The sequence below is a fragment of the Tabrizicola sp. genome (genome assembly GCF_034366665.1).
GTDB lineage: Bacteria > Pseudomonadota > Alphaproteobacteria > Rhodobacterales > Rhodobacteraceae > Tabrizicola.
Genome location: NZ_JAXMMF010000075.1, coordinates 1 through 26,012, shown reverse-complemented (window position 1 = coordinate 26,012; position 26,012 = coordinate 1). Strand labels below are relative to the sequence as shown.

The window sequence follows — 26,012 nt, the reverse complement described above, 5'->3', positions numbered from 1 at the left end:
GGCCCCGCGTGCGCCCCGCCTTGAAAAAGCGCAGCCTCAGCTGGCCCCGCTGACATGCCGGGCCGCGGCGTGCGAGGCCGCCTGAACAGCCGCTTGGAACGGGGTGCCGCACGCAAGGCCGGCACCCAGGGTCCCGACAAAGGCATCGCCCGCACCGTGGCTGGAGACGGCCAGCACCTTTTCCGCCGTCAGCCGGAAATCGCTGGCATCGGGTGTGGCGGCCGCCAGCCCTTGGCTTCCCGCCGTGACGATGACGCGACCAAAGCGTTGGGACAGCTGGCGGGCCGCGTCGGCGGCGCTGGCAAGGTCGGTCACGGCACCCGCGCCCATCATCTCGGCCTCGACCGCGTTGACGACCAGCAGGTCGACCAACGACACCAGCGCCTCGGGCAGCGCCCGCGCGGGGGCGGCGTTCAAGAGCACCGGGACGCTTCGGGCCCGCGCCGCGCGGGCGGCGGCAAGGTTCAGTGTTTCCGCCACCTCGTTCTGCAGGATCAGCAGCCTTACCCCCTGCCACAGGCCCGAGTCCGCCAGCGCACCGGGATCGATCCGCACATTCGCGCCCGAAACGATGGTGGCGGCATAGTCGCCCACCGCATCCTGGATCGCCACGCTCATCCCCGAGCCGACGTCCGGCAGCACCGAAACGAACCGGTCGTCCACCCCCCCGGCCTGCAAGCCCGCGCGCAGATAGGCGCCGAACCCGTCCGCCCCGACCGCGCCCAGCATCCGGCACGCGACCCCGGCGCGCGCCACCGCAACGGCCTGGTTGCCGCCCTTGCCACCGAATTTGGGATACCAGCGGTGGCCGATGGCGGTCTCATCCCGGCGGGGAAGATGGTCGGCCTCGACCATGATGTCATGGTGCAGGCTGCCGACGACTAGGACAGTAGGGGTCACATGGTGCTCCGTTCGTTCCGGCGTCAGGTTACGGGTGCCGGGCCAAAGCGCAAGCTGTTCCCAAGGACCCGCGCCGGTGTAGCATCGCCGCATATCAGCGCATGAGACCCCGATGCCCAGCTTCCCGATCATCGACAGCCACCTGCACCTGTGGGACCCGCGCCGACTGACCTATCCTTGGCTTTTCGACCCGCTGGACCGGCCCTTTCTGCCTGCCGACTTCCTGGCCGCAAGTGCCGGGATCGACATCGACGCGCTGGTTTTCCTGGAATGCGATGCCGCCATCGGCCAGGCCTTCGCCGAGGCGGAAGCCGTCCTCGACTGGGCGCAGGAGGAGCCGCGGATTGCCGCGATGGTCTGCAATGCGCCGTTGGAAACCGGCGATGCCGCACGGCACGCGCTGGAACGGCTGGCGGCGACCGCAAAGGTCCGGGGCGTCCGGCGCATCTATCAGGACCAGCCGGACCCGGCCTTCTGCCTGCGGCCCGATTTCGTTGCGGGGGTGCGGGCGCTGGCCGATTACGGGCTTTCCTTCGACCTCTGCCTGAAACACCCGCAGTTGCAGGCCACAATCGGCCTTGCCGACGCTTGCCCGAACGTGCCGATGGTGCTGGACCATATCGCCAAGCCGGGCATCGCGGCGGGCCTGATCCAGCCCTGGGCCGACCAGCTGCGCGACCTGGCGCGGCGCGAGCACTTGGTCTGCAAGCTGTCCGGCGTCGCGACCGAGGCCGCTGCCGACTGGACGCCCGCAACACTGCGCCCCTACATGGATGTGGCACTGGACGCTTTCGGGCCGTCCCGCATAATGTTCGGCGGCGACTGGCCGGTCTCGACGCTTGCCATCAGCTATCCGGCCTGGGTCGCATTGGTCGAAGACCTGATCGCCGACCTGTCGGAGACCGAGCAGCGGCAAATCTTCCGCGACACCGCCCGGGCCTTCTACCGGATCACATGACCGCGCCGATCTGCCAGGGCACGAACTCGGCCCCGCCAAAGCCCAGCTCCTCGGACAGGGTCTGCTCGCCCGAGGCGACGGCGATGATCTTCTCCAGGATTTCCGCGCCCTTGGCTTCGATGCTGACCCCGTCGATGATATCGCCGCAGTTGATGTCCATGTCCTCGGCCATCCGCTGGTACATCTCGTTGTTGGTGGCCAGCTTGATGCAGGGGCTGGGCTTGTAGCCCGAGACGGACCCGCGCCCGGTGGTGAAGACGATCATCGTCGCGCCACTGGCGATCTGACCGGTGACGCTGCAGGGGTCATAGCCGGGGCTGTCCATGTAGACAAAGCCGGGCGCGGTGATCGGTTCGGCGAACTTGTAGACGCCACTGAGGGGCGCCGTCCCGCCCTTGGCCACGGCCCCCAGCGACTTTTCCAGGATCGTCGTAAGGCCGCCTCGCTTGTTGCCGGGGCTGGGGTTGTTGTCCATCTCGCCGCCGTTGATCGCGGTGTAGTTCTCCCACCACCTGATCCGTTCGATCAGCTTTTCGCCGACCTCGGACGCGACAGCCCGACGCGTCAGCAGGTGTTCCGCCCCGTAGATTTCCGGTGTCTCGGACAGGATCGTCGTGCCGCCCATCCGCACCAGCAAGTCGCTGGCATGGCCCAGGGCCGGGTTCGCCGTGATCCCGGAATAGCCGTCCGAGCCACCGCATTGCAGCCCGACGATCAGCTTCGACACCGGAGCCGGAGCGCGTGACACTTTCGAGGCGACCTCGGCCATCTCGCGCAAGACCTCCAGCCCCTTGGCGATGGTCGCGCGGGTCCCGCCGGTCCCCTGGATCGTCATGTAGCGGAAGTTGCCGTCAGGCCGCAGGCGCCCCTGCCCCACCAGGTCCGGCACCTGCATCACCTCGCAGCCCAGACCGACCAGCAGGATGCCGCCGAAGTTCGCATTCCGCGCATAGCCCTTCAGCGTGCGCATCAGGGTATCGTAGCCCTCGTTCACCCCCGACATCCCGCAACCGGTGTTGTGGACGATGGGCACAAAGCCGTCGATGTTGGGCATTGACGACAGGACGGGGTCCTTCTCGGCCGCTTCGGCGATGAAACGCGCCACCGACCCCGAGCAGTTGACCGAGGTCAGGATGCCCAGATAGTTCCGCGTCCCCACCTGCCCGTCCGAACGGTGATACCCCATGAACTCGCGCACGGGCAGCGGTGGCAGCGGGGTCGCCCCCTGCCCGATGGCATAATCCGTGCTGTGCGGCCCCATGCCAAGGTTGTGGCTGTGGATATGCCCGCCCTCGGGGATATCCTCGATCGCCTGGCCGATGGACTGGCCATAGCGCAGCACGATCTCGCCCTTGGCAATAAAGCGCGTCGCCAGCTTGTGGCCGCGCGGTACCGGACCCGGCAAGGGGACCGATACTCCGGGCACCGTCGCGCCCTTTGCAAGGTCGCTCAGCGCAATCACCAGGTTGTCTGTCGCGTGCAATCGGATAGTAGCATCCGCCATGAGTTCCCCCTTCGCCCCGCGTGTCGTTTCTTGACAGGCGGTCCGCCAAGCCTAACATGTTAGCATGCTACAAGCGCCCCCGACCGGATCACAAGACCAGAATGGCGCATCCCGGCTTTTGCCGCTGGAGCGGTTCCAGGGCTCGCTTGGTCAGCGGGTCTACCAAAGCCTGAAACACGCGATCCTGACTCTGGCCTTCCGGCCCGGCGACATCATCCGCAAGCCCGAGATCTGCGACCGCCTTGGCGTCTCGCGCAGCCCCGTGGCCGATGCGGTGGCCAGGCTGGCCTCGGACGGGCTTGTGGACGTGGTCCCCCAGGCCGGGACCTTCGTGACCCGGCTGTCGATGACCGACATCCGCGAGGGGGCCTTCATCCGCGAGGCCATTGAAGTGGCCGCCGCCGAGCTTGTCGCCCCGATCATCGCCGAGGAGCAGCTGCGCGACCTGCGCCGCAATGTCCGGCTGCAAGAGGCTCTGGTCGCCGACGGCGATGCCCAGGGTTTCATGGCGCTGGACGGCCAGATGCACGAGATGATGCTGTCTTTCACCGGCTTTCCCCGCCTGCCACAGGTGTCGCAGACCGCCTGGCTGTCCGTGCACCGCGCCCGCCAGCTGATCCTGCCCGTGGAGGGCCGGTTGCAGACGACGCTGGACGAACACCGGGCGATCCTTGCCGCGTTCGAAGCCCGCAACCCCAACGCCGCGCGCCTGGCCGTCCAGCACCACCTGCGCCAGCTTCTGACCTATCTGCAGCCGCTGGAACGCGCTCACCCCGAACTCTTTTCGCCGCAAGGACAGTCATGACCCTGCCCAATCGCCCGCGCTACGCCACCCGGCTGAACGCGTTCAAGAAGAAGGGCGACACGGTGGCCCAGATGATCGCCGCCGCCGGCAAGGTCGGAGGGCTTGATGCCGCCGACCTGAACTTCCCCGACCATTTCGACCATCAAACACCCGCCGAACTTGGCCACATCCTTGCCGACAACGGCATGGCGCTGAACGGCCTTGCGATGCGCTACTACACCGATCCCGGGTTCCGGCTCGGGGCGTTCAGCCACCCCGACCCGACCACCCGCCGCGCCGCCATCGACCTGACCAAGCGCGGGATCGACGCGCTTGCCGAAATGGGCGGGCGGCTGATGACGCTGTGGCTGGGCCAGGACGGCTTCGACTATTCGTTCCAGGCCGATTACGCGCGCCAATGGGACGACAGCATTTCCGCCATCGCCGAGGTCGCCGACCACAACCCCACCATCGACATCGCGGTGGAATACAAGCCCAACGAACCCCGCGCCCATGTCGTCATGCCCGACATGACCACCACGCTTCTGGCCCTGGCCGAGGTCGCACGCCCCAATACCGGCGTCACCCTCGACTTCTGCCACATGCTCTTCGCCGGTGAGATGCCGGCCCGTGCCGCGATGCTGGCCGCGCGCCATAGCCGCATCCTCGGCGTCCACCTGAACGACGGATACGGCAAACGCGATGACGGGCTGATCGCCGGGTCCGTCCACCCTGTGCAGACGGTAGAGCTGTTCATGGCGCTGGACCGGGCTGGCTATGACGGGGTGATCTACTTCGACACCTTCCCCGACCACGGCGGCACCGATCCGGTGGGCGAGGCGCGGGCGAACATCGCCGTGGCGGACCGGCTCCGCGCCCTTGCCCGGACGCTGGCGGACAACGCCGAGTTGGCCGCAGCGCAGGCCCGACAGGACGCAGCTGCCGCGACCCGGATCGTATTGGCCGCGCTTTACGGCGCGTGAGACACCGCTCGTCGTCGACTTCGTCGCTCCTCGCTGGGGCACCCCCGACGAGGAGACGAAGTCGAACGAGGAGGCGCTGTTCAGATCGGTGCGTCTGCCCTGACCAGCCCCTCGGCCCGCAGCTCTTCCCACAGCGCCGCCGGGATCACCGCCTGTGCGGCCCGGAAATTCGAGGCCATCTCCGCCAGCCCCTGCCCACCGGGAATGACCGAAACCACCACCGGATGCCGCAAAGGGAACTGGAACGCCGCATCCACCAGCCGCACCCCATGCGCCGCACAGACCTCTTGCAGCCGCGCCGCCTTGGTCATCACCCAGTCCGGCGCCGGGGCATAGTTCCAGTGCGCCCCCGGCTTCGGCCCCGTCGCCAGGATGCCCGAGTTGTAAGGGCCGCCAACGACGATGCCGACCCCGCGTTCCACGCACAAGGGCAGGAAGCTCTCCAGAGCCTCCTGCTCCAGCAGCGTATAGCGGCCCGCCAGCAGGAAGATGTCGAAATCTCCCCGCTCCAAAAGCCACTGGCAGGGTTGCCATTCGTTGATCCCGCCGCCAAAGGCCCGGATCACGCCTTGGTCGCGCAGCGCCACCAGCGCGCGGTAGCCACCCGCCATGAACTCCTCCAGCCGCGCCTGCATCGCCGCCTGCCCGCCGTGGGTAAAGATATCCAGGTCATGGGCGTAAAGGATGTCGATCCGGTCGACGCCCAGCCGTTCCAACGAGAACTCCAGACTGCGCATCGTGCCGTCGTAGCTGTAGTCGAAGACCTCCTTCCGCGCCGGCACGTCGACCCATTTGCCAAAGCCGTCGCGCTGGTCGGGTGGCACCGCCCGCAAAAGCCGCCCGATCTTCGAGGACAGGACGTAATCCTCCCGTCGCTTGCCGCGCAGGAACCGGTTCAGCCGGGTTTCGGACAGTCCCAGCCCATAAAGCGGCGCGGTATCGAAATAGCGCACGCCGCCGTCCCAGGCCGCCTCAAGCAGGGCATGCGCCTCATCGTCGGTGATCGCCTTGAACAGGTTGCCCATGGGGGCCGCCCCGAAGCCCAGTTCGGTGAAGGTCAGCCCGCCATTGCCCAGCCGATCCCAGTGCCGTTTCGCCAGCATGCACGTCCTCCGCTTGCGCTGACATGCTAGTATGATCCGACTTCCCGTCCAACTTCTTTCGCGCTAGCGTGACGCCGGTTGGAGGATCACATGTCGCGTTTTCAAGCTGTCTTCGGGGACCGTAAACCCGTCATTGCCATGGTGCATCTTGGCGCCTCGCCCGGCGCGCCGCTTTATGACGATGCCCGCGGGGTCGAGGGGATTCTGGCCGGTGCCCGCGCCGACCTGAAGGCGTTGCAGGCCGCAGGTTTCGACGCGGTGATGTTCGGCAACGAAAACGACCGCCCCTATGAGCTGAAGGTCGACACCGCCACTTCCGCCACGATGGCCTATGTCATCGGTCGCCTGCGCGACGAGATCACCGTCCCCTTCGGCGTCAACGTCTTGTGGGACCCGATGTCCAGCTTCGCCGTCGCCGCCGCCACCGGGGCCGCCTTCGTGCGCGAGATCTTCACCGGCACCTATGCCTCTGACATGGGCGTCTGGGCCCCTGACGCAGGCGCCGCCGTCCGCTACGCCCAGCGCCTCGGGGCCGGAGGCGTCGCGCGTCTCTACAACGTCTCGGCCGAATTCGCCGACAGCCTCGACCGCCGCCCCCTGCCCGACCGCGCCCGGTCCGCCGTCTTCTCCTCGATCCCCGACGCCGTCCTCGTCTCGGGTGCCATCACCGGCGAAGCCGCGCGGATGGAGGACCTGGAGGGCGTCAAGCGCGTCCTGCCGACCACTCCGGTGCTGGCGAATACCGGTGTCAAACACGCCACCGTCGCCGATGTCCTGGCCGTGGCCGACGGCTGCATCGTCGGCTCCGCCCTCAAGCACAACGGAGACACCTGGGCCGCCGTCGACCCCGACCGCGCCGCCGATTTCATGGCCCGCGCCCGCGCCGCCCGGGGCGGGAAATGAGCCTTCCGCCCGTCGCCGATCTGACGGTCGAACTGATGCTGATCCCCGGCCTCGCCGGATACGAAACCCGCGTCGCCTTCGCCATCGCCGCGCACCTCGACTCCCTCGGCCTGCCGCATCACTCCGACCGCCTCGGCAACCTGACCTGCACGATCCCCGGCGACCCGGACCTGCCGCCCGTGATGGTCTTCACCCACATGGACCAGCTTGGCTTCATCGTCCGCAAGATCGAACCCAGCGGCCTCATCCGCCTCGAACGCCTCGGCGGCGTCCCCGAACGCGCCCTGCCCGCGCAGGCCGTCGTTCTTTGCACCGACAAAGGCGACCTCCCAGCCCTCATCGCCAACAAAAGCCACCACGCGACGACGCCAGAGGAGAAGTACAAGGTCCTCCCCTACCCCGACCTCTACGTCGACGCCGGGTTCTCGACGAAAGCCGAAGCCGAAGCCGCAGGCGTAAAGATCGGCACCCCCGTCACCTACCTCCCCCGCGCCCTCACCCTCGCCAACGGCCGCATCGCCGGCACCTCCGTCGACGACCGCGCGGGCTGTGCCGCCCTCCTGAAACTCGCCGAAGCCCGCCAGCATAAACCCGGCCCGACCCTCCACCTCGTCTGGTCGGTGCAAGAGGAATACAACCTTCGCGGCGTCCTGCCTGCCGCCACCGCTCTCCAACCCGCCATCGCGCTGCAGATCGACCTCCTCCTCGCCTGCGACACCCCCGACATGACCCAGCGCGGAGACGTCACCCTCGGCGGCGGCCCCGGCATCTCGCTCTACTCCTTCCACGGTCGCGGCACCCTGAACGGCGTGATCCCGCACCCCGCCCTCGTCCGCCTGTTCGAGAACGCCGCCGACACCGCCAACCTCCCCCTCCAGCGCTCTGCCCACACGGGCGCGTTGACCGACCTCAGCTACATCCAGTTCATGGGCCCCGAGGGCGTCGCCTGCCTCGATGTCGGCTTCCCGATGCGCTACTCCCACTCCGCCCTCGAAGTCGTCGACCCACAGGACCTCGAAGGCCTCGTCACCCTCCTCGACACCGCCCTTTCCGCCATCACCCCCGACCTCAAGCTCACCCGATGACCCACACACTCGGCATCGACATCGGCACCTTCGAATCCAAGGGCGTCCTCGTCGACGCCCAGGGTCGCATCACCGCCCAAGCCTCGCGTCCCCACAAGATGCTCGTCCCCCGCGCCGGATGGGCCGAACACCGGGCCGAGGAAGACTGGTGGGGCGATTTCGTCCACATCACCAAGGCGCTTCTCGCCCAGTCCGGCCTCGACCCGGCAGAGATCAAAGCCGTCGCCGCCTCTGCCATCGGCCCCTGCATGCTGCCCGTGGACAGCGCGGGAAAACCCCTGATGAACGGCGTCCTTTACGGCGTCGACACCCGCGCGACGGACCAGATCGCCGCCCTCAACGCCCGCATCGGCGAAGCCACGATCCACCAACGCTGCGGCAATGCGCTGACCTCGCAATCCGTCGGGCCAAAGATCCTATGGCTGAAAGAGTCGCATCCCGACCTCTATGCGCAGACCGCGATGGTCTTGACCTCGACCAGCTACCTCACCTGGAAGCTGACCGGCCAGTACGTCATCGACCACTACACCGCCGCGAACTTCTCGCCGCTCTACGACGTCACGACACAGAACTGGACCACCGACCTCGCGCCGGAGATCATCCCCCTCTCCAAACTCCCCCGCCTGATGTGGTCCACCGAGATCGCCGGCCACATCACCGCCGAAGCCGCGCGCGAAACCGGCCTCGCCGAAGGCACCCCTGTCACCTGCGGCACCATCGACGCGGCGGCCGAGGCGGTCAGCGTGGGCGTCCAGCACCCGGGCGAGATGATGCTGATGTATGGCTCGACCATCTTCATCATCCAGGTCACCGGAAGCCCAGTCCGCGACCCCCGCCTGTGGTACGCGCCCTGGCTTTTCCCCGGCACCCATGCCTCGATGGCGGGCCTTGCGACCTCTGGCACCCTGACCCACTGGTTCCGCGACCAGCTGGCCCGCGACACCGACTTCGCCGCCCTCGTCACTGAGGCAACCGAAAGCCCCAAGGGCGCCAAGGGCCTCCTCTGCCTCCCCTACTTCTCCGGCGAACGCTCGCCGATCCACGACCCCCACGCGCGGGGGGCGTTCTTCGGCCTGAACCTCACCCACACCCGCGCCGACATGTTCCGCGCCGTCTGCGAAGGGATCGCCGCCGGAACCGCGCATGTGCTGGAAACCTACGCCGAAGTCGGAGCCTCCCCCGAACGGGTGCTGGCGGTGGGCGGCGGCACGAAGAACGCGCTTTGGCTGCAGGCGACGTCGGACTTCGGCGGCGTGGCACAACACGTCTGCGAAAAGACCATCGGTGCCAGCTATGGCGACGCCTTCCTGGCTGCCTGCGCCATCGGGGCGGCCCAGCCGCAGGACATCCTGGCCTGGAACCCCAACGCCACAACGGTGCAGCCGGAAACCGTCCCCGCCTACGCCACCCAATACCCCCTCTGGAAGCGGCTCTACACCCAGACCCGCGACCTGATGCAGGCCCTGCCGTGACCGACTTCGCCCGCCTCCGCCCGCACCAGCTGCACGCGGCCATCGCGGCGAACACCCCTGTCGTCCTGCCCATCGGCGTGATGGAGTATCACGGCCATCACCTTCCAGCCGGTGTGGACCTTCTGGCAGTGACCGAGGTTCTGGCGCGGCTGGGGGATCAGATCATCACCCTCCCGCCCTTCGCCTATGGCGCGGCCAGCCATGCCGTCGCGGGGCCAGAGGGGACCGGGACGCTGCACATCGACGCCTCGGCCCTCCTGCCGATGGCCGAAGGCCTCTTCACCGCACTGCTGAAGGCGGGCTTCCGCAACATCCGCGGCGTGATCCACCACCAGACCGAGGGCTTCGATCAGGGCATGCCGACGGACCTCGCCTTTCGCCTCGCGGGCCGCAACGCGATCATGCGGTATCTGGAAGCCACGCGCGGCCCCGGCTGGTGGGGCGACCGGGGGATGCAGGACTATTACGCCCGGCAGGCGGAAGGGGACGACCCGTTCAACTGGATCCGCATCCACCCCCTGTTCCCGAAGGGCGCGGAGTTTCCCTTCGACCATGCCGGGAAAGGCGAGACGGCGCTGATGCAGGCCCTTGCTCCCGATACGGTGGACATGGCCCGCGCCCAGGATGGCGAACACTGGTATACCGGGGATGCCAACGAGGCCTCGGTAGAACTGGGTGAGCGCGGTGTCCAGATCGCGCTGACCCATCTGCGGCAGGTGCTGGGCCTCGGCTGACGCGCCTCCCGTAACCGCTCGTCGATGACTTCGTCACTCCTCGCTGACCCTCCGACGAGAAGCCGAAGGCGCACGAGGAGGTGTCCCTGCAGCATCATGGTTCGGGCAGATCAACCACGCCCTTTTTCAGGATGAAGCAGCCGTAGGGGCCGGAGTCCGACGTGCGGATGATCGCAAAGGCGCGCTTGGCAGCGGCATAGAATTCAAACCGCTCCAGCGCCTGAACAGACACGGGTCGGCCCTCGGCCTGATCGACCACGGTTTGCATGCGGGCGAAGATCGGCACCTGGCCCTCGGGGTTGCCAACAACCTGCATCCGCGCGACCGGGGCGGGCACGAAGCTATCCAGCGGCATCAGCGACAGGATCGCCCGGGCCGCTGTCGGGATGTCGCAGCCCGCCATGTCGATCAGCCGACCATAGGTCGTGTCGGCCGCAATGGTCGCGGCCGGGTGGTTGACGTCACAGATCACCAGATCGTCGCCGTGCCCCATCAGCATCAGGACATGGACAACCTCTGCCGACAGCCTCTGGTCGATCCCTTTCAGCATGCGATCCCCCGCGTAGGGTGGGCAATACTGCCCACCTTACTTCACCGCCCCCGCGGCCATGCCCTTGATGATGAACCGCTCCAGAACGATCCCGATCACGATCAAGGGCAGGATCGCCGCGAAGCTGAGCGCCGCCATCGACCACCAGTTGATGCCCTGGCTTCCGGTCTGGCTGGCGACCATCACCGGCAGGGTGTTGGCGTGGGTCGAGGTCAGAAGGGCCGCAAAGAAATATTCATTCCAGGTCAGGACCAGGCTCAGGATGAAGGCCGCCACCATCCCCGGCAAGGCGATGGGGACGATGATCGTCAGGAAAGCCCCCCAGATCGACAACCCGTCGACCAGAGCGGCCTCTTCCAGCTCGGTCGGGATCGTCTCGAACTGGTCCTTCATGATCCAGATGACGATGGGCAGGACCGACAGCGTGTAAAGCAGGATCAGCCCGATCCGGGTGTCCAGCAGCGCAAGCTCCTTGTAAAGCACCAGGAACGGCAGAGCGAGCACCACAGGCGGCAGGATCAGCTGGCTGAGAAAGAAGAACGAGATGTCGTCGTTCTTCATCCAGGCCCATTTGTAGCGAAACCGCGACAGCCCGTAGGCCGCCATCGCCCCCAGCACCACCGCCAGGGTCGAGGACACAAGCGCCACGATGGTCGAGTTCATGAACCGCTTCAGGAACTCGGCCCGGACGGTGCTTTCTTGGCTCAGGGTCTGGGGCGACATCCCGATGGATTCCCAGCCTTTCCACTTCGGCGCGTAGAAGACCGACTTGGCCCAGTCCCCCTCGGGCGTCCAGGCCTGCGGGAAGGGGACCATCTGGCCCTGCATCACGTTCGGGGCAAGTTTGAAGCTGGTCGTCGCGGTCCAGTAGATCGGAAAGAGGCAGATCACCGCCCAGAGGACCAGAACCCCATAAATCGCGACGCGGCTGGCCCACCACTTCATCCGAAAGCCACGGTCGGCCTCGCTGTCACGGAAGATCTGGACGGGGGTGTCGGTCATCTGTCCCTCAGGTCCTGGGCCGCGTCAGGCGGTTGGCGAATTTCATCAGGAAGGTCATCGCGATGACGATCAGCACCAGATAGACCATCGCCAGCATGGTCCCATAACCAACGTTCGAGCGTTCCCGATATTCGCGGAAGATGAAGCTGGTGACGGTGTCCGTCGCCCCTCCCGGCCCGCCCGAGGTCACGTTGATGACGATGTCCGCCAGCTTCAGCTTGAAGATGATCCGGATCAGGATCGCGGTGACCGAGACCGGGAGCATCAGCGGAAAGGTGATCTCCCAGAAGCTTTTCCAGCCCGTCGCGCCGTCAACGCGGCTGGCCTCCTGCAGCTCTTTCGGGATAGCCTGCAAGCCCGCCAGCAGCATGATCATCATGAAAGGGATGAAGGTCCAGGCATCCAGCACCATGATGGTCAGCTTCGCCATCCAGGGGCTTTCGAAGAAGCTCGGGTTCTCGATCCCCAGGGCGCGGGCCAGGCGGGCGAGCGGGCCGAAGCGGGCCTCCAGCATCGACTTGCCGACCATCCAGCTGACGGCCACGGGCGACAGCATCAGCGGCATCAGGAAGGCCACGCGCCAGAACTTGCGCGCGCGGATCTGCCCGGCCAGGATCAGCGCCAGGCCGAAGGCGATGGCATATTCCACCAGGATCGCGGCCACATAGATGACCATGTTGCCCAGCGCGTTCCAGTAGAACGGATCGCCCCACATCTGGACAAGGTTGTCCACGCCGTTGAACTGGCGACCATCCAGGCTGGAAAGGTTCCAGCTGGAAAACGCGATGATCAGGCCGAAGAGCAGAGGGAAGACAGTGAGCGAGACGACAAACAGCGCGGCGGGCAGGACAAAAAGCGTGCGTTTGCCCTGCTCTCCGCGGGTGATGACCTGCGCCCAGCACAGGCATGTGGCCCAGAGGCAGTAGGCGTAAAGCGTCGGCCGCCAGTCGGAGAAGCCGAAGTCGCGCCACCCCAACACCTGCGCCGTCTGCGCCAGCGCCACAAGCGCCATGAGGCCGGCCGTTCCCCAGACAAGCAAGCGACCGGTCAGACGCCGGGCGTCGGAGATGTTGTCGCTGGTGACGACGTGAAGGTGATCGCTGCCGCTCATGCTAGCATGTTAGCTGCCGGCAGGCAGGACGCAAGCGCTATCCGGCGTAGAAGACAAAGGCGCGGCGGGTGGCGGGGACGACGACCGCAACCAGCCTGCCGGGACCGACGGCGTAGAAGCTGCCTTGGGCATTCAGTGCAGCGTCGAGGGCGATCTGAGGGTCGCGGGGGATGTGAGGACCGGCTCCATACTCTTCGCGAACGGCCAGGATCGTCGGATTGGGCCAGGGGCCGGCGGTGCTGTCGGGACGGCCCATCCAGAAGTGGGTGCGGGGAACCGGTGTCGGCTGCCAGTCGGGGGTGATGCGGCCGCCGGGCTGGGCATTCAGCCACAGGATGCCGCCATCGGCGATGCTTTGGGCCGCGCTGTCGGACAGGTCAAGTACGGCAAAGATCGCCCCGTTCGCGTTCAGGCCGAAGCCGTCCTTGGCACCCCACAGATGGCTGACTCCGGTGGTCTCAACCGTTTCTGGCAAGAGGACCGATACGTCCCGTCGCGCCGCAAACAGATCGACCAAAAGCCAGGCCATGGCGATGCAGAACACGGGCAGAATAATCTTGTTGCGAAGCGACATTTGCGGGCCTCCGGACGCCCAGCAAGGATGTGCCGCGACGGGTCGGTTTGGTAAGCGCCGTGCCGGAAAGCAAAAGGCGCGCCGGTTGCCCGACGCGCCTGACGCAAAGGTAGGGTGGGCAATATTGCCCACCCTACGAAGGGGTCACATGCCCAGAGACGCCTTGTAGAGCGCGATCTGGTTGTCGCGGCCGATCTGGTCGGTGATCTTTTCCCAGGCGGCGGCGATGGCATCTGCCGTCTCTTGCGCGCTGGCGTACTGCCCGGCAAAGCCCTTGGCCAACTCGTCCTCGGCCACCGAGTAGTACTGGAAGATGCCCGGAATCCGCGGCTCGATCGCGGCGTTCGGGTGGTTGTAGCTGTCGGCGTTGGAGCCCAGATAGTCCTCGATAAAGGCGCGGTCATAGCCTGCAGCTTCCCATTCCTCGTACTGGAAGTGCGAGTTACGATAGGGCTGGAAGCCCGACGGATAGGCTGCCGTCCACAGGGACAGGTCCTTGCCGCCCAGATGCGCTGCCGCCGACCAGGCCGCCTTGCGCTTCTTCTCGTCCCCAGAGACGCGGGAGGTGACGTAGATGCCCCAGCCGATATAGGCCATCAGCGGTGCTTCGTTCGCGGTCTCTTCCCAGGCACCGGCGGCCGAGTTGTAGCGACGCGTCGAGCCGGGGTTGATCCCGAAGCCGACGACATCCCCCACGACCGAGGTGTCCGACGTCCGCGCGGACGAGCCCACGTCGCCCCACCACATCAGCATCGAGCCGGTTCCGGCCAGGAACTGGCTGAAGGCGGTGGTGCCGGGGTCGGCGTTGATCTGGTCGGCCGGATAGGCACCCTCCGTCGCGATCAGGTCCATCACGTCCTGGATCGCCTGGACCCAGCCGGGGTTGTTGACGCGCGGCTTCATCGTGTCCGGGTCGAACAGCCAGGCCCGGTCGTCGGGGTGCTTGACGTAGGCCGTCGCCCGGTTGGCGATGAAGTAGAAGCCAAAGCCGCCCCAGCCCTTCAGCGGGTCAAGATAGCCATGTGCGGGCAGGCCGGTCAGCGGATCGGTCTGGCCGACCAGCGCCTTCGAGACGGCGTTGACCTCTTGCCAGGTCTTCGGCACCTCGGCACCACCGATGCCGCCCTCGCCGAAATAGTCCTTGCGATAGGCGAAGGTGTGGCAGTCGCCGTCGATGGTGATCCGGTAGGACTTGCCATCCCACGTCCCCACGGGGGGCTGCAGGTAACCCACCAGGTCGTCGGCCGCGATCTGGGCCGCGACCCACTCGGGCATCTCGTCCAGAAGGCCCTTGCCGGCAGTGTCGCCTTCAAACGGGGCGCCCATTTCGATGATGTCGAAATCGACGGTGCCGGTCGCGATCGACTGCTGGAGGCGCGAGTTGTAATCGGCCTGCGCCAGGTCGATCCAGTTGATCTTGGCGCCGGTATAGGCCTCCCACGGCTTCAGGAAGCCACGGAACAGGAAGTTGTGCAGGTTCTGGTTGTTCAGACCGAGGAAGGTCAGCTCGACCCCGGCAAACTCACCCTCGGCCACGCTGGCCTTGGTGGCGCCCAGGCACAGCTCGCCCACCTTCTGCCAGTCGGCATCCGTCGGGCTGCCCATGTCGACGCCGGGGATCTTCAGGATCTCGGCGCGCACATTGTCCTGCGCGCTGGCCATGCGGGCGGTCATTGGCATCGCGGCCATTGCGCCCAGCGCGACCGTGCCCTGCAGCATCCGGCGACGGCTGAGCCGCGACCGGGACAACATCTCGTAAAGTTCGACCTTCAAGGTAGCTCCTCCCTTTGGAACATTCCCGCGCCGGTTTGTCGGTCGCGGCCTGGTATCTGAGTGTCAGTGTCGCCGGACCCGGGCCCTGTCGGGTTTTCTTGCGGTCCGCAGGCGGCATGGCATCTGTTCGGTCCCCATCCCCCCGTTTGACAGAGTGCCCCTGAGGCAGCTTCGCAAGGTGGCGGGGGCCTGTCAAGTTTCTAACATGTTAGTATGGTCAGCGGATGGACAGAGCTGTCCCTGCTGCGGTAGGACTTGGGGCAGGCAAACCGGGGGGAAGCGTTTGGCCGAGGTGACGATCCGCGCGCTGCGCAAGACGTATGGGGGCTTGCAGGTCATCCACGGCCTTGATCTGGACATTCCGGACGGGGCCTTCGTGGTGCTGGTCGGCCCCTCGGGCTGCGGCAAGTCCACGCTTCTGCGCATGATCGCCGGGCTGGAGGAAGTGACCGAGGGCGATCTGATGATCGGGCCAAAGCGGGTCAACAACCTGCCCCCGTCCGAGCGCGACATCGCGATGGTGTTCCAGAACTACGCGCTTTATCCGCACAAGACCGTGGCCGCGAACATGGGCTTTGCCCTCAAGATGCGCGGGATGGAGAAGGACGCGATCCGCCAGAAGGTCGAACGCGCGGCCGAAATCCTTGGCCTGACACCCTACCTTGACCGCTATCCCCGCGCACTTTCGGGCGGCCAGCGCCAGCGCGTCGCGATGGGCCGCGCCATCGTGCGCGATCCGCAGGTGTTCCTCTTTGACGAGCCGCTGTCGAACCTGGACGCCAAGCTCCGCGTCCAGATGCGGACCGAGATCAAGGAACTGCACCAGCGGCTGAAGACCACGACGGTCTACGTCACCCACGACCAGATCGAGGCGATGACGATGGCCGACCGGATCGTCGTCATGCAGGGCGGCCGGATCGAGCAGGTTGGCGCTCCGCTGGAGCTTTACGACCGTCCCGCCAATACCTTCGTCGCGGCCTTCATCGGCAGCCCTTCGATGAACCTTCTGGACGGTCGCATCACCACCGGCGGCCGGGTCGAGGTGGCCGGGACCACCCTGCCCCTCCCCCCCGGCGTACGCGCTGACGAGGGGCGCGACGTGATCTACGGTATCCGCCCCGAACACCTGGCCGAGGCCGAGCAAGGCCTGGTGGCCAAGGTCGCCGTCGTGGAACCCACGGGATCGGAAACCCATGTCGTGCTGCGGCTTGCCGGGCGCGAGATTACCGCGGTCTTCCGCAACCGGGTCGCCTTCGGCCCTGGCGCCACGATCACCCTTGCGCCCGATCCGTCTGCATCGCACCTTTTCGACAAGGCGACGGGCAAGCGCATCCCGGCTGCATAGGAGGAGAGACGTCATGCTCAAGGGACTGGACAACCGCCTGAACGCCGAGGTTCTGGCCACCTTGCGGGCGATGGGGCATGGCGACGTGCTGATCGTGGCGGACACCAACTTTCCGTCCGATTCCGTCGCGCGGGCCACGGTCACCGGCAAGCTTCTGCGGATGGAGAACCTGACAGCGGCCCAGGCCGTGCAGGCGATCCTGTCGGTCCTGCCGCTGGACACGTTCGTCGACGATTTCGCCGGCCGGATGGAGGTCGTGGGCGACCCGACCACCCTGCCCCCGGTCCAGGTCGAGGTCCAGGACGAGATCGACCGCGCCGAGGGTCGGCCCCGCCCGATGACCTCCATCGAGCGCTTCGCCTTCTACGACATGGCGCGGCAGTCCTACGCGGTAATCCAGACCGGAGAACGCCGCTTCTACGGCTGCTTCATGTTCCGCAAGGGCGTGATCCCGCCCGAAGCCTGAAACGGAAAGCCCAAACCCATGAAACCCATCGTCATCCTCGGCATCTTCGTCGCCGACACTGCCTACCGCGCGGATCGCCAGCCCAAGATGGGCGAAACCATCCTTGGCAACTCCTTCGTTCTGGGGCCGGGGGGCAAGGGCTCGAACCAGTCTGTCGCCGCCGCAATGGCGGGGGGCCGCGTCCATTTCATCACCCGCCTCGGCGCCGACGCCTTCGCCGACATCGCGCAGGCGACCTGGGCCAAGGCGGGCGTGGTGCCCGAAGTGAAGGTGGACCGCGAAAGCTATACCGGGGCGGCCTACATCTTCATCGAGAACGCCACCGGCAACAACGCGATCATCGTGGCGCCTGGCGCAGCGGGCCGGGTTTCGGCACAGGACGTCGACGAGAAGGCCGACCTGATCCGCAGCGCCTCGATCTTCGTGACCCAGCTGGAACAGCCGATCCCTGCCGCCCTGCGCGCCCTGCAGATCGCGCGGACGGCGGGCGTGACCACGATCCTGAACCCGGCCCCGGCCGCCAGCCTGCCCGACGAGATGCTGGCCCTTTGCGACTATGTCACCCCCAACGAATCCGAGGCTGAGGCGCTGACCGGCCTGCCCGTGACCTCGGTCGACGAGGCGAAGGCCGCGGCTGCCGCACTTCTGACCAAGGGCGTGGGTGCCGTGGTGATCACGCTGGGCGACAAGGGTGCGCTTTATCACGATGCCAGCCGGACGGTGCATGTGCCGGTGATCTCGGCCGGTCCGGTGGTCGAGACGACGGGCGCAGGCGATGCCTTCAACGGCGGCTTCGCCGTCGCCCTGGCCGAAGGCCGCGATGTGATCGAGGCCGTCCGCTTCGGATGTGCCACAGCCGGGATTTCCGTCACCCGCCCCGGCACCGCGCCCGCCATGCCCTCCCGCGGCGAGATCGACGCGCTGCTCGCAGGCTGACCGCACAGACGGGCGACGCCCGGCGCAGCCTTGTGCTTTTTGCGGCCAGAGGCTAAAGTGCATATGCAATGCATATACATTTTGGGGCCATGATGGGTAAGCACAAGTCGGACGACAAGAAAAAGAAGAAGAAATCCAGCCAGTTGGTGATCCGCATCGATGCGGGCGAGCGGGATGCCTTCGTAAAGCTTTGCGACGCGCTGGACACCAGCGCCGCGCGCGAAATCCGCCGCTTCATGCGGGACTGGGTCGCGGCAAATGCGCCGAAGCCCGATCCAGTCGCGGAGGCCGTCGCCGCCCCGGAACCAGAGGCGGAACCCGAGGCAGTGGTGCAGCCGGACCCTGCAGCCGAGGAAAAGCCCGCCACAAAAGCCAGACGCAAGCGTGCGGTCGCGCCTGCGGCCTGATCTGTCGGCCCTTCTGCCCGGCGCAGAAACGGTGGCGCAGCGCGTCACCGATCCGTCGTCAATCTTTCACTGAACTCGAACGGTTCTGTCGCAGCGGCGGGGCAGCATCCGCGCGTCAACAACGCAGGATGCACCCCGATGACTTCCCGTCCGATCCTTGGCGCGGCGCTTTGCCGCTCCAGCCTTGCCGCCCACGTCGACTGGCTGCGCGAAGCGCCGCGCGATCTGGAACTGCAGCACTTCGTCGACGCCGAGGTTCTGGACGGCGACTGGTCAGGGCTGGCGGCCGAGGTCAATCAGCTTCTGGACGGCCACCAGGGCCGCCGCGGCATCCACGGCCCGTTCTGGGGCTTTACCATCGCGTCCTACGACCCCGAAGTTCGCCGCATCGTCGCCCGCCGGATGAACCAGGCGCTGGATGTCTGCGCCGCTGTCAACGGGACCCACGTCGTGATCCACTCGCCCTTCACCACCTGGGGCTACAACCACCGCGGCCTTTACCCCACGGACACCGACCGGATGCTGACTGCCGCCCGCGAAACGCTGGGTGCGGCCTTGAAGCGGGCCGAAGACATGGGCGTGACTTTTGTCCTGGAGAACATCGAGGACATCGAACCCAGCGACCGCGCCATGCTGTGCGAGGCGCTGGGCTGGCAGGCGCTGGAGCTGTCGGTGGATACCGGCCACGCGCATTACGCGCATGTGTCGACTGGCGCGCCGCCGGTGGATTTCTACGTCCGCGCCGCAGGGTCCCGCCTTGGCCACATCCACTTGCAGGATGCCGACGGCTTTGCCGACCGGCACTGGCAGATCGGACACGGCACGATCCTGTGGCAGTCGGTCTTTGCGGCCATCGCCCAGACCGGCGCCAACCCGCGCCTGATCCTGGAACTGCGCGACAAGGCAGGGGTCCTGCCCTCGGCGCAGTATCTGAAATCGCTGGGCATCGCCGAATGAGCGCGCTCAAGTTCATCATCCTGTCGGACCTGCACCTTGGCCCGCCTGGCGTCCCGGTCAACGGCCTGGACACCGGCGCACGGCTGGCCGAGGCGGTCAACGTCATCACCCGCGATCACGCCGACGCGGCCTTTGTCCTGCTGGCCGGGGATCTCGCCGACCGGGGCGAAGTGGCCGCCTACCACCATCTGCGCGACCTTGTGGCCCCGCTGCCGATGCCCGTGCACATCACGCTGGGCAACCACGACGATCGCGCGGCATTCCTGTCGGTCTTCGGGTCGGACTGCGACGATCCGCTGGGCCGGGTCTCGCAGGTGATCGACGCGGGCGGCCACCGGATCGTCCTTCTGGACACGACCGAGCCGGGCCTCGTCGGCGGACGGCTTTGCCAGGGACGGCTGGACTGGCTGGGCGCACGGCTGACCGAAGCGCAGGATCGCCCGGTCATCGTCGTCCAGCATCACCACGCCAACCCGCTGTCGCTGCCGGTGGACGAGATCATCCTGGAAAACGCCAAGGACTATGTCGCGGTTCTGCAGCGCCATCCAGAGGTCCGCCAGGTGATCGCAGGCCATGTCCACCTGCCCTCGACCGCCGTCTGGCGCGGCATCCCGATGACGACCATGGCCGGGTCGCACTATTCGGTGACGCCGCATGTTCCGGGCGTGCCGGGCCAGCAGCGCCAGTTGGAGGGACCGGCGCAGATGGCTGTCGTTCTGGCTACAGGCGACGGAGTGACCGTGCATTTCCAGGACCATCTGGAGCGGCACCTGACGATGGCGCCCGGTCTGTTCCACTAGGCCCGGGCGTAGCACAACGCTTTTCCCAACCCGCCGGACATCGTCCGGCGGGCCTTGGCGTTTATCTCTAAATCATTGTAATGTAACGAATTTACCGGATCAACTGTCGCGATTCCGTCACCGAATCCTTGCATAAGGTCGCTGCGCTGCACCCGTGGCAGCCTTAAATGGAGACAGGGAAATGACCCAGAAACTTGCCACCGCCGCGCTGGTGCTTGCCGCCGCTGCCGGCTCGGCTTCGGCCGAAAAGCTCAAGTTCGAATACTGGTACGGCCTGACCGGCGATCTTGGCGCCGTCGTGGCCGAGACCTGCAACCGCTTCAACGCCTCTCAGGACCAGTACGAGGCCGTCTGCGTCGGCCAGGATGGCTACGAGAAGGCCGTGCAGAACACCATCGCCGCCTTCCGCGCGGGCAAGCACCCGACGATCCTGCAGTCCTTCGACGCGGGCACCGCCGACCTGATGCTCTCGGGCGAGTTCTATCCTGTCACGAAACTGATGGCCGACACTGGCGTCACGGTCGACTGGTCGGACTATTTCCCCGGCATCGCGAACTACTATTCGTCGAAGTCGGGCGAGTTCTTCTCGATGCCCTGGAACTCGTCGACCCCGGTCTACTACTTCAACAAGGACCACTTCGCCAAAGCCGGGATCACCGAAGCCCCGGTCACCTGGGAAGGCATGGAAGAGGCGTTCAAGGCCTTGAAGGCCAGCGGTCAGGCCTGCGGGCTGGCCTATGCGCCCTCGTCCTGGATCGACCTGGAACAGTTCTCGATGGCGCACAACATCCCCGTCGCCTCGAACAACAACGGCTATGACGGGCTGGACACCGAGCTGCTGTTCAACACCACGCTGCACGTCCAGCACATGGACAACATCCAGCGCTGGATCAACGAAGGCTATGCCCTTCTGCGGACCCAGGCCGCTGGCAAGACCTCGCGCGACAGCTTCGTCGAAGGGGAATGCTCGGTCTTCTTCTCGTCGATCGCCGACCACAACACGATCCACAAGCTGACCCCCGCCTTCGGCTGGGACGTTCAGATCATCCCGACCTATGAAGGGGTAGAGCGTCACAACACCGTCGTCGGCGGAGCGTCCCTGTGGGTGCTGGCGGGCAAGACCGAGGATGAATACAAGGCCGCCGCGGCCTACCTGGCCTTCCTGGCCACCAAGCCGGAACAGCAGTTCCTCCTGGAAAACTCGGGCTACATCCCGGTCACCAAGTCGACCTACGAGGCGCTGAAGGCCGAGGGCTTCTATGCCAAAGAGCCCTACATCAACCGCGACATCGCGATGAAGTCGCTGACCTGGACCGAGCCTTCGGAACTGACCCGCGGCATCCGCCTCGGCGGCATGATCCAGATCCGCGCGGAATGGCAGGCCGAGGTCGAGGCCGCTCTGGCCGGGCAGAAGACGATGAAAGAGGCGCTGGACACCGCCGTCTCGCGCGGCAACGAGCAGCTGGCACGCTTTGCCCAGACCTATGCGGGCAAGTCCTTTCCCTAAGCCATGAACCGGGGCGCGGCTGCCAAGGCCGCGCCCATCCTATTCCCCGGGGGACGACATGCGCCGCGCCTACTTCAAGTTCAGCTGGATTGCTGCCGCCCTGCTGGCACCACAGCTTCTGATCATCTTCGTCTTCTTCTACTGGCCCTCGGCGCAGGCGCTTTACTGGGCCTTCACGCTGGAGCAGCCCTGGGGCGGCGGCAATACCTGGGTCGGCTTCGACAACTTCCGCAAGGTGCTGTCTGATCCCTACTACTGGGGCTCGGTCCGGGTGTCGGTGATCTACGCTCTGGCCACGACCGTTCTGGCGATGACGATGGCGCTGACGCTGGCGATCTTCGTCGACCGGCAGCTGGCAGGCTACAAGGCCTACCGGGTGGCGATCATCTGGCCCTATGCCGTAGCCGCACCTGCCGTGGGCCTGGCGTTCCAGTTCGTCTTCAACCCCGGCGCGGGGATCTTCAGCTACATCAACACCATAGCCCCCGGCTGGTGGGACCTGTCGAAATACCCCTGGCAGGCGGTCACCGCCATTGTCGTGGCCGGCGCGTGGAAACAGGTCGCCTACAGCTTCGTCTTCTTCCTGGCCGCACTCCAGTCCATCCCCCGCAGCCTGACCGAGGCCGCCGCGATGGACGGCGCGCGCCCCTTGCGCCGGATGCTGGACCTGCAACTGCCGCTGCTGACGCCAACGTTCTTCTTCCTTCTGGTCATCAACATCACCGACAGCTTCACCGACAGCTTCGGCATCGTCGACACCCTGACCGGCGGCGGGCCGTTCCGGGCCACGGACCTCATGGTCTACAAGATCTATGCCGACGGGTTCCGGGGCTTTGACTACTCGGGTGCCGCGGCCCAATCCATCATCCTGATGCTTCTCGTCATGGCGCTGACCTTCGTGCAGTTCCGCTATGTCGAAAAGCGCGTGCATTACACCTGAGGGGGCCACCCATGATCGAACGCACGCCCATCCTGAACATCGCGACCCATGCGATCCTGGTCTTCGGGCTGATCCTGATCCTGGTGCCGATCTGGCTGGCCTTCGTCGGTGCCACGCTGACGCTGCAAGAGGTGAACAGCGCCCCGATCGAGCTGTGGCCGGGCGACCAGCTTTGGGTGAACCTGAAGGAGGCCTGGGTCCTTTCCGACTTCGGCCAGAAGTTCGTCAACACGCTGATCGTCGCGACCGGGGTCGTCGTGGGCAAGATCACCCTGGCCTGCATCACCGCCTTCGCCCTGGTGTTCTTCAACTTCCGCGGCCGGATGCTGATCTTCTGGATGATCTTCATCACCCTGATGCTGCCGTTGGAGGTCCGGATCGTCCCCACTTACGCCGTGGCCGCCAATGCGTTGACGCCGTTTCAGACCATCATGGACTGGACCGGGATCAGCTGGCTGATCAACACGCTGTCCGGCATCGAGGTCGCGCTGGAGTGGAACCTCCTCAACTCCTACACCGGCCTGATCCTGCCCCTGGTCGCCACCGCCACGGGCACGTTCCTCTACCGCCAGTTCTTCCTGACCATCCCCGATGAGCTGGTCGAGGCCGCGCGGATGGACGGGGCCGGGCCGCTGCGCTTTCTGTGGGACATCCTGATCCCGCTGTCCAAGACCAACATCGCGGCGCTGGCGACGATCATGTTCGTCTATGCCTGGAACCAGTATCTCTGGCCGCTTCTGGTCGTCACTGACCGGGCGAATTACGGGATGGTCGTCGTCCAGCTTTCCGACCTTGTCCCCGACCAGCTGACCACCGGCGGCGGGACGCCCACCTGGCACCTGGCGATGGCGGCCACGCTTGTCGTCATGCTGCCCCCCATCGCCATCGTCATCCTCATGCAGCGCTGGTTCGTGCGCGGCCTGATCAACACCGACAAGTGAGGCACCCAATGGCCGAGATCGCCATCCGCAACGTCACCAAGACCTACGGCAAGACCACGATCATGGAGGGGGTCACCCTCGACATCCACAACGGCGAGTTCGTGGTGATCCTCGGCCCCTCCGGCTGCGGCAAGTCCACCCTTCTGCGCCTGATTGCCGGGCTGGAAGAGATCACGGCCGGAGAGATCGCCATCGCGGGGACCGTCGTCAACCAGCTTGAACCCCGCGAACGCGGCTGCGCGATGGTGTTCCAGAACTACGCGCTTTATCCGCACATGACGGTGGCCGAAAACATCGGCTATGCGCTGAAAGTGGCCGGTGTGCCCAAGACCGAACGCCTGGCGCGGATTGCCGAGACGGCGAAATCCGTCGGCCTTGGCGACTTTCTGGACCGCAAACCAGGGCAGTTGTCGGGTGGCCAGCGCCAGCGCGTTGCAATGGCCCGGGCCATCATCCGCTCGCCCAAGGTGTTTCTCTTCGACGAGCCGTTGTCAAACCTTGACGCCAAGCTGCGGGTCCAGATGCGCCATGAGATCCGCCGCATCCACAACCAGATCAAGGCGACCTCGGTCTTCGTGACCCATGACCAGCACGAAGGCATGACCCTGGCTGACCGGCTGGTGGTGATGAACAAGGGCACCATCGAACAGGTCGGCACCCCGGCCGAGATCTACGACCGTCCCGCCTCGCTTTATGTCGCGGGCTTCATCGGCAGCCCGGCGATGAACTTCCTGCCCGGCCAGTACAGCACCGCCCGCCGCGCAGTGGTGCTGGAAGGCGGGGCCGTCATCGGCCTGCCCGCCGAACACGAGGCCGCCGACGGCCAGCTTGTCCAGCTTGGCATCCGTCCCGAGCATGTGTCGCTTCGCGCCCCCGGCCACGGCATGATCGACGCCCGGCTTGAGCTGGTCGAAGATCTGGGCGCTGCCCGGCTGTGGAGCCTGAGGATCGAAGACCTCCCCTTCAGCCTTGTCACCGAGGCCCGCCCGCATATCGCCGAAGGGGCAGTCACCGGCCTGACCTTCGACCTGCGCCACGCCCATCTTTTTGACGGGATCAGCGGCAAAAGGCTTGAAGCCCGTACGGCGACCACCCGAGTTCATGCCGTCTCGGCGCATTGATCGGCGGGGCGCGCGACAAGGGGTGAGCGACCGGGTCCTGGGGCACTGACCCGCGGGCCAGCTTGGCGGTGGCCCTGCCCGCGGGGGGGCGACGACCATCGGGGCCGTTCTGTGCCGAAGGCAGCGTCAGGCGTGCCGTTGCACGGTCTTGGACGGCTGCACGTGTTCCCCGTCCGTTTTGGTCGGCCAGACCTCCAGCAGTCCACACAGAATGACCAACCCGCCACCGATCATCTCGCTGACAGACAGCGTTTCCCCGGCAAAGATCGCGGCGGTCAGGGCACCGGCGGCCAGGGCGGCAAACACCGCCACCACGGCCACGATCGGCGCATGGCTGAAAGCGGGCTACGACCTCGACGTGCTGCTGGTGATCGCCGAACGCACGGCCAAGCCCCGAAGCAGCCCGATCCGGACGTGGGAGTGCTTTTCCCAAGCAATCGCGGCGCGCCACGCCAAGCGGATCGCCCAGGCGGCACGGTCGCAAGGTGCTGGGGAAGCTGGCGCTGGCATCCTACAAAAGGCAGATGAACTGCCGCACCGGGGATCACACAGTGCAATAGGTTGCCAAACCAATGGGATGCCTGTGAAACAGAACGCTAGACCGCCAAGTTAGGGCGTGAACCAACCATCACAGTGGACACAAACCCCAGCGGGGGATAGACGTCAGCAACACTCGAAGTTCCCAGGAGAAGCGTTGGCGCGCCAGGAGGCTCTGCTGGGGCTGATCGAGGCCGCGACCGGCAAGGCGATCTATCGCGGTGCAGCGACAGATGAGCCTGTTGAGGACTTGATCGATGACGAGGCCGAGGAGCTTGAGGCGGCCGAATAGACCGCCTTTCCTGCCAAGCGGGTTTTTCTGCGGTTTTCGCGCGATCTTGATCCTGTGGGCCTACTATCCCGCTGATCTTGCACGTAGTTTTGGCCCGATTGTTGACCTATTGTTGACCTGCCGGGAAGACAGCAAAAAGCCCCACCATTTGGCGGGGCGCATGTCGTTGATAATGCTAGAGTATTTTGGTTGCGGGGGCAGGATTTGAACCTGCGGCCTTCAGGTTATGAGCCTGACGAGCTACCGGGCTGCTCCACCCCGCGCCAGGGTTGTTCCGCGCTGTGGAGTGCGTGGAACCGGTATTGAGATCGTTTAGGAGTGAGGTGT

General features: G+C 66.0%; 27 protein-coding genes and 1 tRNA gene. 18 read left to right on the top strand and 10 right to left on the bottom strand.

The window, feature by feature from the left end:
* Nucleotides 1-36 precede the first annotated feature (36 nt).
* Nucleotides 37-900: a PfkB family carbohydrate kinase gene (locus U1E69_RS10145; RefSeq protein ID WP_322244261.1), complete on the bottom strand. Its 864-nt coding sequence runs from the start codon at nt 898-900 to the stop codon at nt 37-39.
* A gap of 112 nt (nt 901-1,012) precedes the next feature.
* On the opposite strand from U1E69_RS10145, the gene U1E69_RS10140 reads away from it, so the two are divergent.
* Nucleotides 1,013-1,858: an amidohydrolase family protein gene (locus tag U1E69_RS10140; RefSeq protein WP_322244260.1), complete on the top strand. Its 846-nt coding sequence runs from the start codon at nt 1,013-1,015 to the stop codon at nt 1,856-1,858.
* On the opposite strand, the gene U1E69_RS10135 is transcribed toward U1E69_RS10140, so the two are convergent.
* Complete coding sequence (locus U1E69_RS10135; protein ID WP_322244259.1) at nt 1,851-3,362, bottom strand: altronate dehydratase family protein; 1,512 nt, start codon at nt 3,360-3,362, stop codon at nt 1,851-1,853. The two genes, U1E69_RS10140 and U1E69_RS10135, sit on opposite strands and share 8 nt — an antisense overlap.
* Nucleotides 3,363-3,426: 64 nt before the next feature.
* Between U1E69_RS10135 and U1E69_RS10130 the strand changes: the two genes are divergently transcribed.
* Both U1E69_RS10130 and U1E69_RS10125 read left to right on the top strand, forming a co-directional pair.
* Nucleotides 3,427-4,167 (top strand): GntR family transcriptional regulator, encoded by a 741-nt coding sequence (locus tag U1E69_RS10130; RefSeq protein ID WP_322244258.1) that lies wholly within the window; start codon nt 3,427-3,429, stop codon nt 4,165-4,167.
* The gene (locus tag U1E69_RS10125; RefSeq protein WP_322244257.1) at nt 4,164-5,129 is read left to right on the top strand and encodes a sugar phosphate isomerase/epimerase family protein; all 966 of its coding nucleotides are present in this window, start codon (nt 4,164-4,166) and stop codon (nt 5,127-5,129) included. The genes U1E69_RS10130 and U1E69_RS10125 overlap by 4 nt, the downstream gene beginning before the upstream one ends.
* Nucleotides 5,130-5,209: 80 nt before the next feature.
* On the opposite strand, the gene U1E69_RS10120 is transcribed toward U1E69_RS10125, so the two are convergent.
* A complete protein-coding gene (locus U1E69_RS10120) occupies nt 5,210-6,232 on the bottom strand; it encodes an aldo/keto reductase (protein WP_322244256.1) in 1,023 nt (340 codons plus the stop codon).
* A gap of 90 nt (nt 6,233-6,322) precedes the next feature.
* Here U1E69_RS10120 and U1E69_RS10115 point away from each other — a divergent pair, with 90 nt between their 5' ends.
* From U1E69_RS10115 to U1E69_RS10100, 4 genes are read left to right on the top strand one after another with little or no spacing between them, the layout of a single operon-like run.
* Complete coding sequence (locus tag U1E69_RS10115) at nt 6,323-7,135, top strand: BtpA/SgcQ family protein (RefSeq protein ID WP_322244255.1); 813 nt, start codon at nt 6,323-6,325, stop codon at nt 7,133-7,135.
* Nucleotides 7,132-8,220 carry a M42 family metallopeptidase gene (locus tag U1E69_RS10110; protein WP_322244254.1) on the top strand — a complete coding sequence of 363 codons (1,089 nt, stop codon included), beginning with the start codon at nt 7,132-7,134 and terminating at the stop codon, nt 8,218-8,220. The genes U1E69_RS10115 and U1E69_RS10110 overlap by 4 nt, the downstream gene beginning before the upstream one ends.
* Entirely contained in the window at nt 8,217-9,692 is a 1,476-nt protein-coding gene (locus U1E69_RS10105) for an FGGY-family carbohydrate kinase (protein ID WP_322244253.1), read from the top strand. The genes U1E69_RS10110 and U1E69_RS10105 overlap by 4 nt, the downstream gene beginning before the upstream one ends.
* Nucleotides 9,689-10,426 (top strand): creatininase family protein, encoded by a 738-nt coding sequence (locus U1E69_RS10100; protein ID WP_322244252.1) that lies wholly within the window; start codon nt 9,689-9,691, stop codon nt 10,424-10,426. The genes U1E69_RS10105 and U1E69_RS10100 overlap by 4 nt, the downstream gene beginning before the upstream one ends.
* 94 nt (nt 10,427-10,520) lie before the next feature.
* Here U1E69_RS10100 and U1E69_RS10095 read toward each other — a convergent pair whose 3' ends face one another.
* The 5 genes from U1E69_RS10095 to U1E69_RS10075 all read right to left on the bottom strand — a co-directional run bounded on the left by U1E69_RS10095 (nt 10,521) and on the right by U1E69_RS10075 (nt 15,436).
* Nucleotides 10,521-10,976 carry an RbsD/FucU family protein gene (locus tag U1E69_RS10095; RefSeq protein ID WP_322244251.1) on the bottom strand — a complete coding sequence of 152 codons (456 nt, stop codon included), beginning with the start codon at nt 10,974-10,976 and terminating at the stop codon, nt 10,521-10,523.
* Nucleotides 10,977-11,012: 36 nt separating this feature from the next.
* Complete coding sequence (locus U1E69_RS10090; RefSeq protein ID WP_322244250.1) at nt 11,013-11,978, bottom strand: carbohydrate ABC transporter permease; 966 nt, start codon at nt 11,976-11,978, stop codon at nt 11,013-11,015.
* A 7-nt stretch (nt 11,979-11,985) separates the two neighbouring features.
* Nucleotides 11,986-13,089 (bottom strand): sugar ABC transporter permease, encoded by a 1,104-nt coding sequence (locus U1E69_RS10085; protein ID WP_322244249.1) that lies wholly within the window; start codon nt 13,087-13,089, stop codon nt 11,986-11,988.
* 37 nt (nt 13,090-13,126) lie between these two features.
* Nucleotides 13,127-13,663, bottom strand: a complete 537-nt coding sequence (locus U1E69_RS10080) for a hypothetical protein (RefSeq protein ID WP_322244248.1) — start codon at nt 13,661-13,663, stop codon at nt 13,127-13,129.
* Between the two features lie 144 nt (nt 13,664-13,807).
* Nucleotides 13,808-15,436: an extracellular solute-binding protein gene (locus tag U1E69_RS10075; protein WP_322244247.1), complete on the bottom strand. Its 1,629-nt coding sequence runs from the start codon at nt 15,434-15,436 to the stop codon at nt 13,808-13,810.
* A 283-nt stretch (nt 15,437-15,719) separates the two neighbouring features.
* On the opposite strand from U1E69_RS10075, the gene U1E69_RS10070 reads away from it, so the two are divergent.
* From U1E69_RS10070 to U1E69_RS10025, 10 genes are all read left to right on the top strand, one after another.
* Complete coding sequence (locus tag U1E69_RS10070) at nt 15,720-16,781, top strand: sn-glycerol-3-phosphate ABC transporter ATP-binding protein UgpC (RefSeq protein WP_322244246.1); 1,062 nt, start codon at nt 15,720-15,722, stop codon at nt 16,779-16,781.
* A 13-nt stretch (nt 16,782-16,794) separates the two neighbouring features.
* A complete protein-coding gene (locus U1E69_RS10065) occupies nt 16,795-17,247 on the top strand; it encodes an RbsD/FucU family protein (RefSeq protein WP_322244245.1) in 453 nt (150 codons plus the stop codon).
* An 18-nt stretch (nt 17,248-17,265) separates the two neighbouring features.
* Complete coding sequence (gene rbsK, locus U1E69_RS10060) at nt 17,266-18,183, top strand: ribokinase (RefSeq protein WP_322244244.1); 918 nt, start codon at nt 17,266-17,268, stop codon at nt 18,181-18,183.
* Nucleotides 18,184-18,275: 92 nt separating this feature from the next.
* Nucleotides 18,276-18,590, top strand: a complete 315-nt coding sequence (locus U1E69_RS10055; protein ID WP_322244243.1) for a hypothetical protein — start codon at nt 18,276-18,278, stop codon at nt 18,588-18,590.
* A 138-nt stretch (nt 18,591-18,728) separates the two neighbouring features.
* Nucleotides 18,729-19,547, top strand: a complete 819-nt coding sequence (locus tag U1E69_RS10050) for a sugar phosphate isomerase/epimerase family protein (RefSeq protein ID WP_322244242.1) — start codon at nt 18,729-18,731, stop codon at nt 19,545-19,547.
* Nucleotides 19,544-20,347 carry a phosphodiesterase gene (locus U1E69_RS10045; protein ID WP_322244241.1) on the top strand — a complete coding sequence of 268 codons (804 nt, stop codon included), beginning with the start codon at nt 19,544-19,546 and terminating at the stop codon, nt 20,345-20,347. Before U1E69_RS10050 ends, U1E69_RS10045 begins: the two co-directional genes overlap by 4 nt.
* Nucleotides 20,348-20,528: 181 nt before the next feature.
* Entirely contained in the window at nt 20,529-21,854 is a 1,326-nt protein-coding gene (locus tag U1E69_RS10040) for an extracellular solute-binding protein (RefSeq protein ID WP_322244240.1), read from the top strand.
* Between the two features lie 58 nt (nt 21,855-21,912).
* Nucleotides 21,913-22,794, top strand: a complete 882-nt coding sequence (locus U1E69_RS10035) for an ABC transporter permease subunit (RefSeq protein ID WP_322244239.1) — start codon at nt 21,913-21,915, stop codon at nt 22,792-22,794.
* An 11-nt stretch (nt 22,795-22,805) separates the two neighbouring features.
* The gene (locus U1E69_RS10030; protein ID WP_322244238.1) at nt 22,806-23,735 is read left to right on the top strand and encodes an ABC transporter permease subunit; all 930 of its coding nucleotides are present in this window, start codon (nt 22,806-22,808) and stop codon (nt 23,733-23,735) included.
* An 8-nt stretch (nt 23,736-23,743) separates the two neighbouring features.
* Entirely contained in the window at nt 23,744-24,856 is a 1,113-nt protein-coding gene (locus U1E69_RS10025) for a sn-glycerol-3-phosphate ABC transporter ATP-binding protein UgpC (RefSeq protein WP_322244237.1), read from the top strand.
* A gap of 126 nt (nt 24,857-24,982) precedes the next feature.
* Here U1E69_RS10025 and U1E69_RS10020 read toward each other — a convergent pair whose 3' ends face one another.
* Nucleotides 24,983-25,177 carry a hypothetical protein gene (locus tag U1E69_RS10020; protein WP_322244236.1) on the bottom strand — a complete coding sequence of 65 codons (195 nt, stop codon included), beginning with the start codon at nt 25,175-25,177 and terminating at the stop codon, nt 24,983-24,985.
* 373 nt (nt 25,178-25,550) lie between these two features.
* Between U1E69_RS10020 and U1E69_RS10015 the strand changes: the two genes are divergently transcribed.
* Nucleotides 25,551-25,685: a hypothetical protein gene (locus tag U1E69_RS10015; RefSeq protein WP_322244235.1), complete on the top strand. Its 135-nt coding sequence runs from the start codon at nt 25,551-25,553 to the stop codon at nt 25,683-25,685.
* A gap of 186 nt (nt 25,686-25,871) precedes the next feature.
* Here U1E69_RS10015 and U1E69_RS10010 read toward each other — a convergent pair.
* Nucleotides 25,872-25,948: transfer RNA gene (locus tag U1E69_RS10010), tRNA-Met, on the bottom strand.
* Nucleotides 25,949-26,012 lie beyond the last annotated feature (64 nt).

Bases quoted from the DNA above. Each gene is read 5' to 3' on its own strand.
- U1E69_RS10140 (WP_322244260.1), top strand. From the start codon at position 1,013: ATGCCCAGCTTCCCGATCATCGACAGCCACCTGCACCTGTGGGACCCG.
- U1E69_RS10135 (WP_322244259.1), bottom strand. From the start codon at position 3,362: ATGGCGGATGCTACTATCCGATTGCACGCGACAGACAACCTGGTGATT.
- U1E69_RS10130 (WP_322244258.1), top strand. From the start codon at position 3,427: ATGCTACAAGCGCCCCCGACCGGATCACAAGACCAGAATGGCGCATCC.
- U1E69_RS10125 (WP_322244257.1), top strand. From the start codon at position 4,164: ATGACCCTGCCCAATCGCCCGCGCTACGCCACCCGGCTGAACGCGTTC.
- U1E69_RS10120 (WP_322244256.1), bottom strand. From the start codon at position 6,232: ATGCTGGCGAAACGGCACTGGGATCGGCTGGGCAATGGCGGGCTGACC.
- U1E69_RS10115 (WP_322244255.1), top strand. From the start codon at position 6,323: ATGTCGCGTTTTCAAGCTGTCTTCGGGGACCGTAAACCCGTCATTGCC.
- U1E69_RS10110 (WP_322244254.1), top strand. From the start codon at position 7,132: ATGAGCCTTCCGCCCGTCGCCGATCTGACGGTCGAACTGATGCTGATC.
- U1E69_RS10105 (WP_322244253.1), top strand. From the start codon at position 8,217: ATGACCCACACACTCGGCATCGACATCGGCACCTTCGAATCCAAGGGC.
- U1E69_RS10095 (WP_322244251.1), bottom strand. From the start codon at position 10,976: ATGCTGAAAGGGATCGACCAGAGGCTGTCGGCAGAGGTTGTCCATGTC.
- U1E69_RS10090 (WP_322244250.1), bottom strand. From the start codon at position 11,978: ATGACCGACACCCCCGTCCAGATCTTCCGTGACAGCGAGGCCGACCGT.
- U1E69_RS10085 (WP_322244249.1), bottom strand. From the start codon at position 13,089: ATGAGCGGCAGCGATCACCTTCACGTCGTCACCAGCGACAACATCTCC.
- U1E69_RS10080 (WP_322244248.1), bottom strand. From the start codon at position 13,663: ATGTCGCTTCGCAACAAGATTATTCTGCCCGTGTTCTGCATCGCCATG.
- U1E69_RS10065 (WP_322244245.1), top strand. From the start codon at position 16,795: ATGCTCAAGGGACTGGACAACCGCCTGAACGCCGAGGTTCTGGCCACC.
- rbsK (WP_322244244.1), top strand. From the start codon at position 17,266: ATGAAACCCATCGTCATCCTCGGCATCTTCGTCGCCGACACTGCCTAC.
- U1E69_RS10055 (WP_322244243.1), top strand. From the start codon at position 18,276: ATGGGTAAGCACAAGTCGGACGACAAGAAAAAGAAGAAGAAATCCAGC.
- U1E69_RS10050 (WP_322244242.1), top strand. From the start codon at position 18,729: ATGACTTCCCGTCCGATCCTTGGCGCGGCGCTTTGCCGCTCCAGCCTT.
- U1E69_RS10045 (WP_322244241.1), top strand. From the start codon at position 19,544: ATGAGCGCGCTCAAGTTCATCATCCTGTCGGACCTGCACCTTGGCCCG.
- U1E69_RS10040 (WP_322244240.1), top strand. From the start codon at position 20,529: ATGACCCAGAAACTTGCCACCGCCGCGCTGGTGCTTGCCGCCGCTGCC.
- U1E69_RS10035 (WP_322244239.1), top strand. From the start codon at position 21,913: ATGCGCCGCGCCTACTTCAAGTTCAGCTGGATTGCTGCCGCCCTGCTG.
- U1E69_RS10030 (WP_322244238.1), top strand. From the start codon at position 22,806: ATGATCGAACGCACGCCCATCCTGAACATCGCGACCCATGCGATCCTG.
- U1E69_RS10025 (WP_322244237.1), top strand. From the start codon at position 23,744: ATGGCCGAGATCGCCATCCGCAACGTCACCAAGACCTACGGCAAGACC.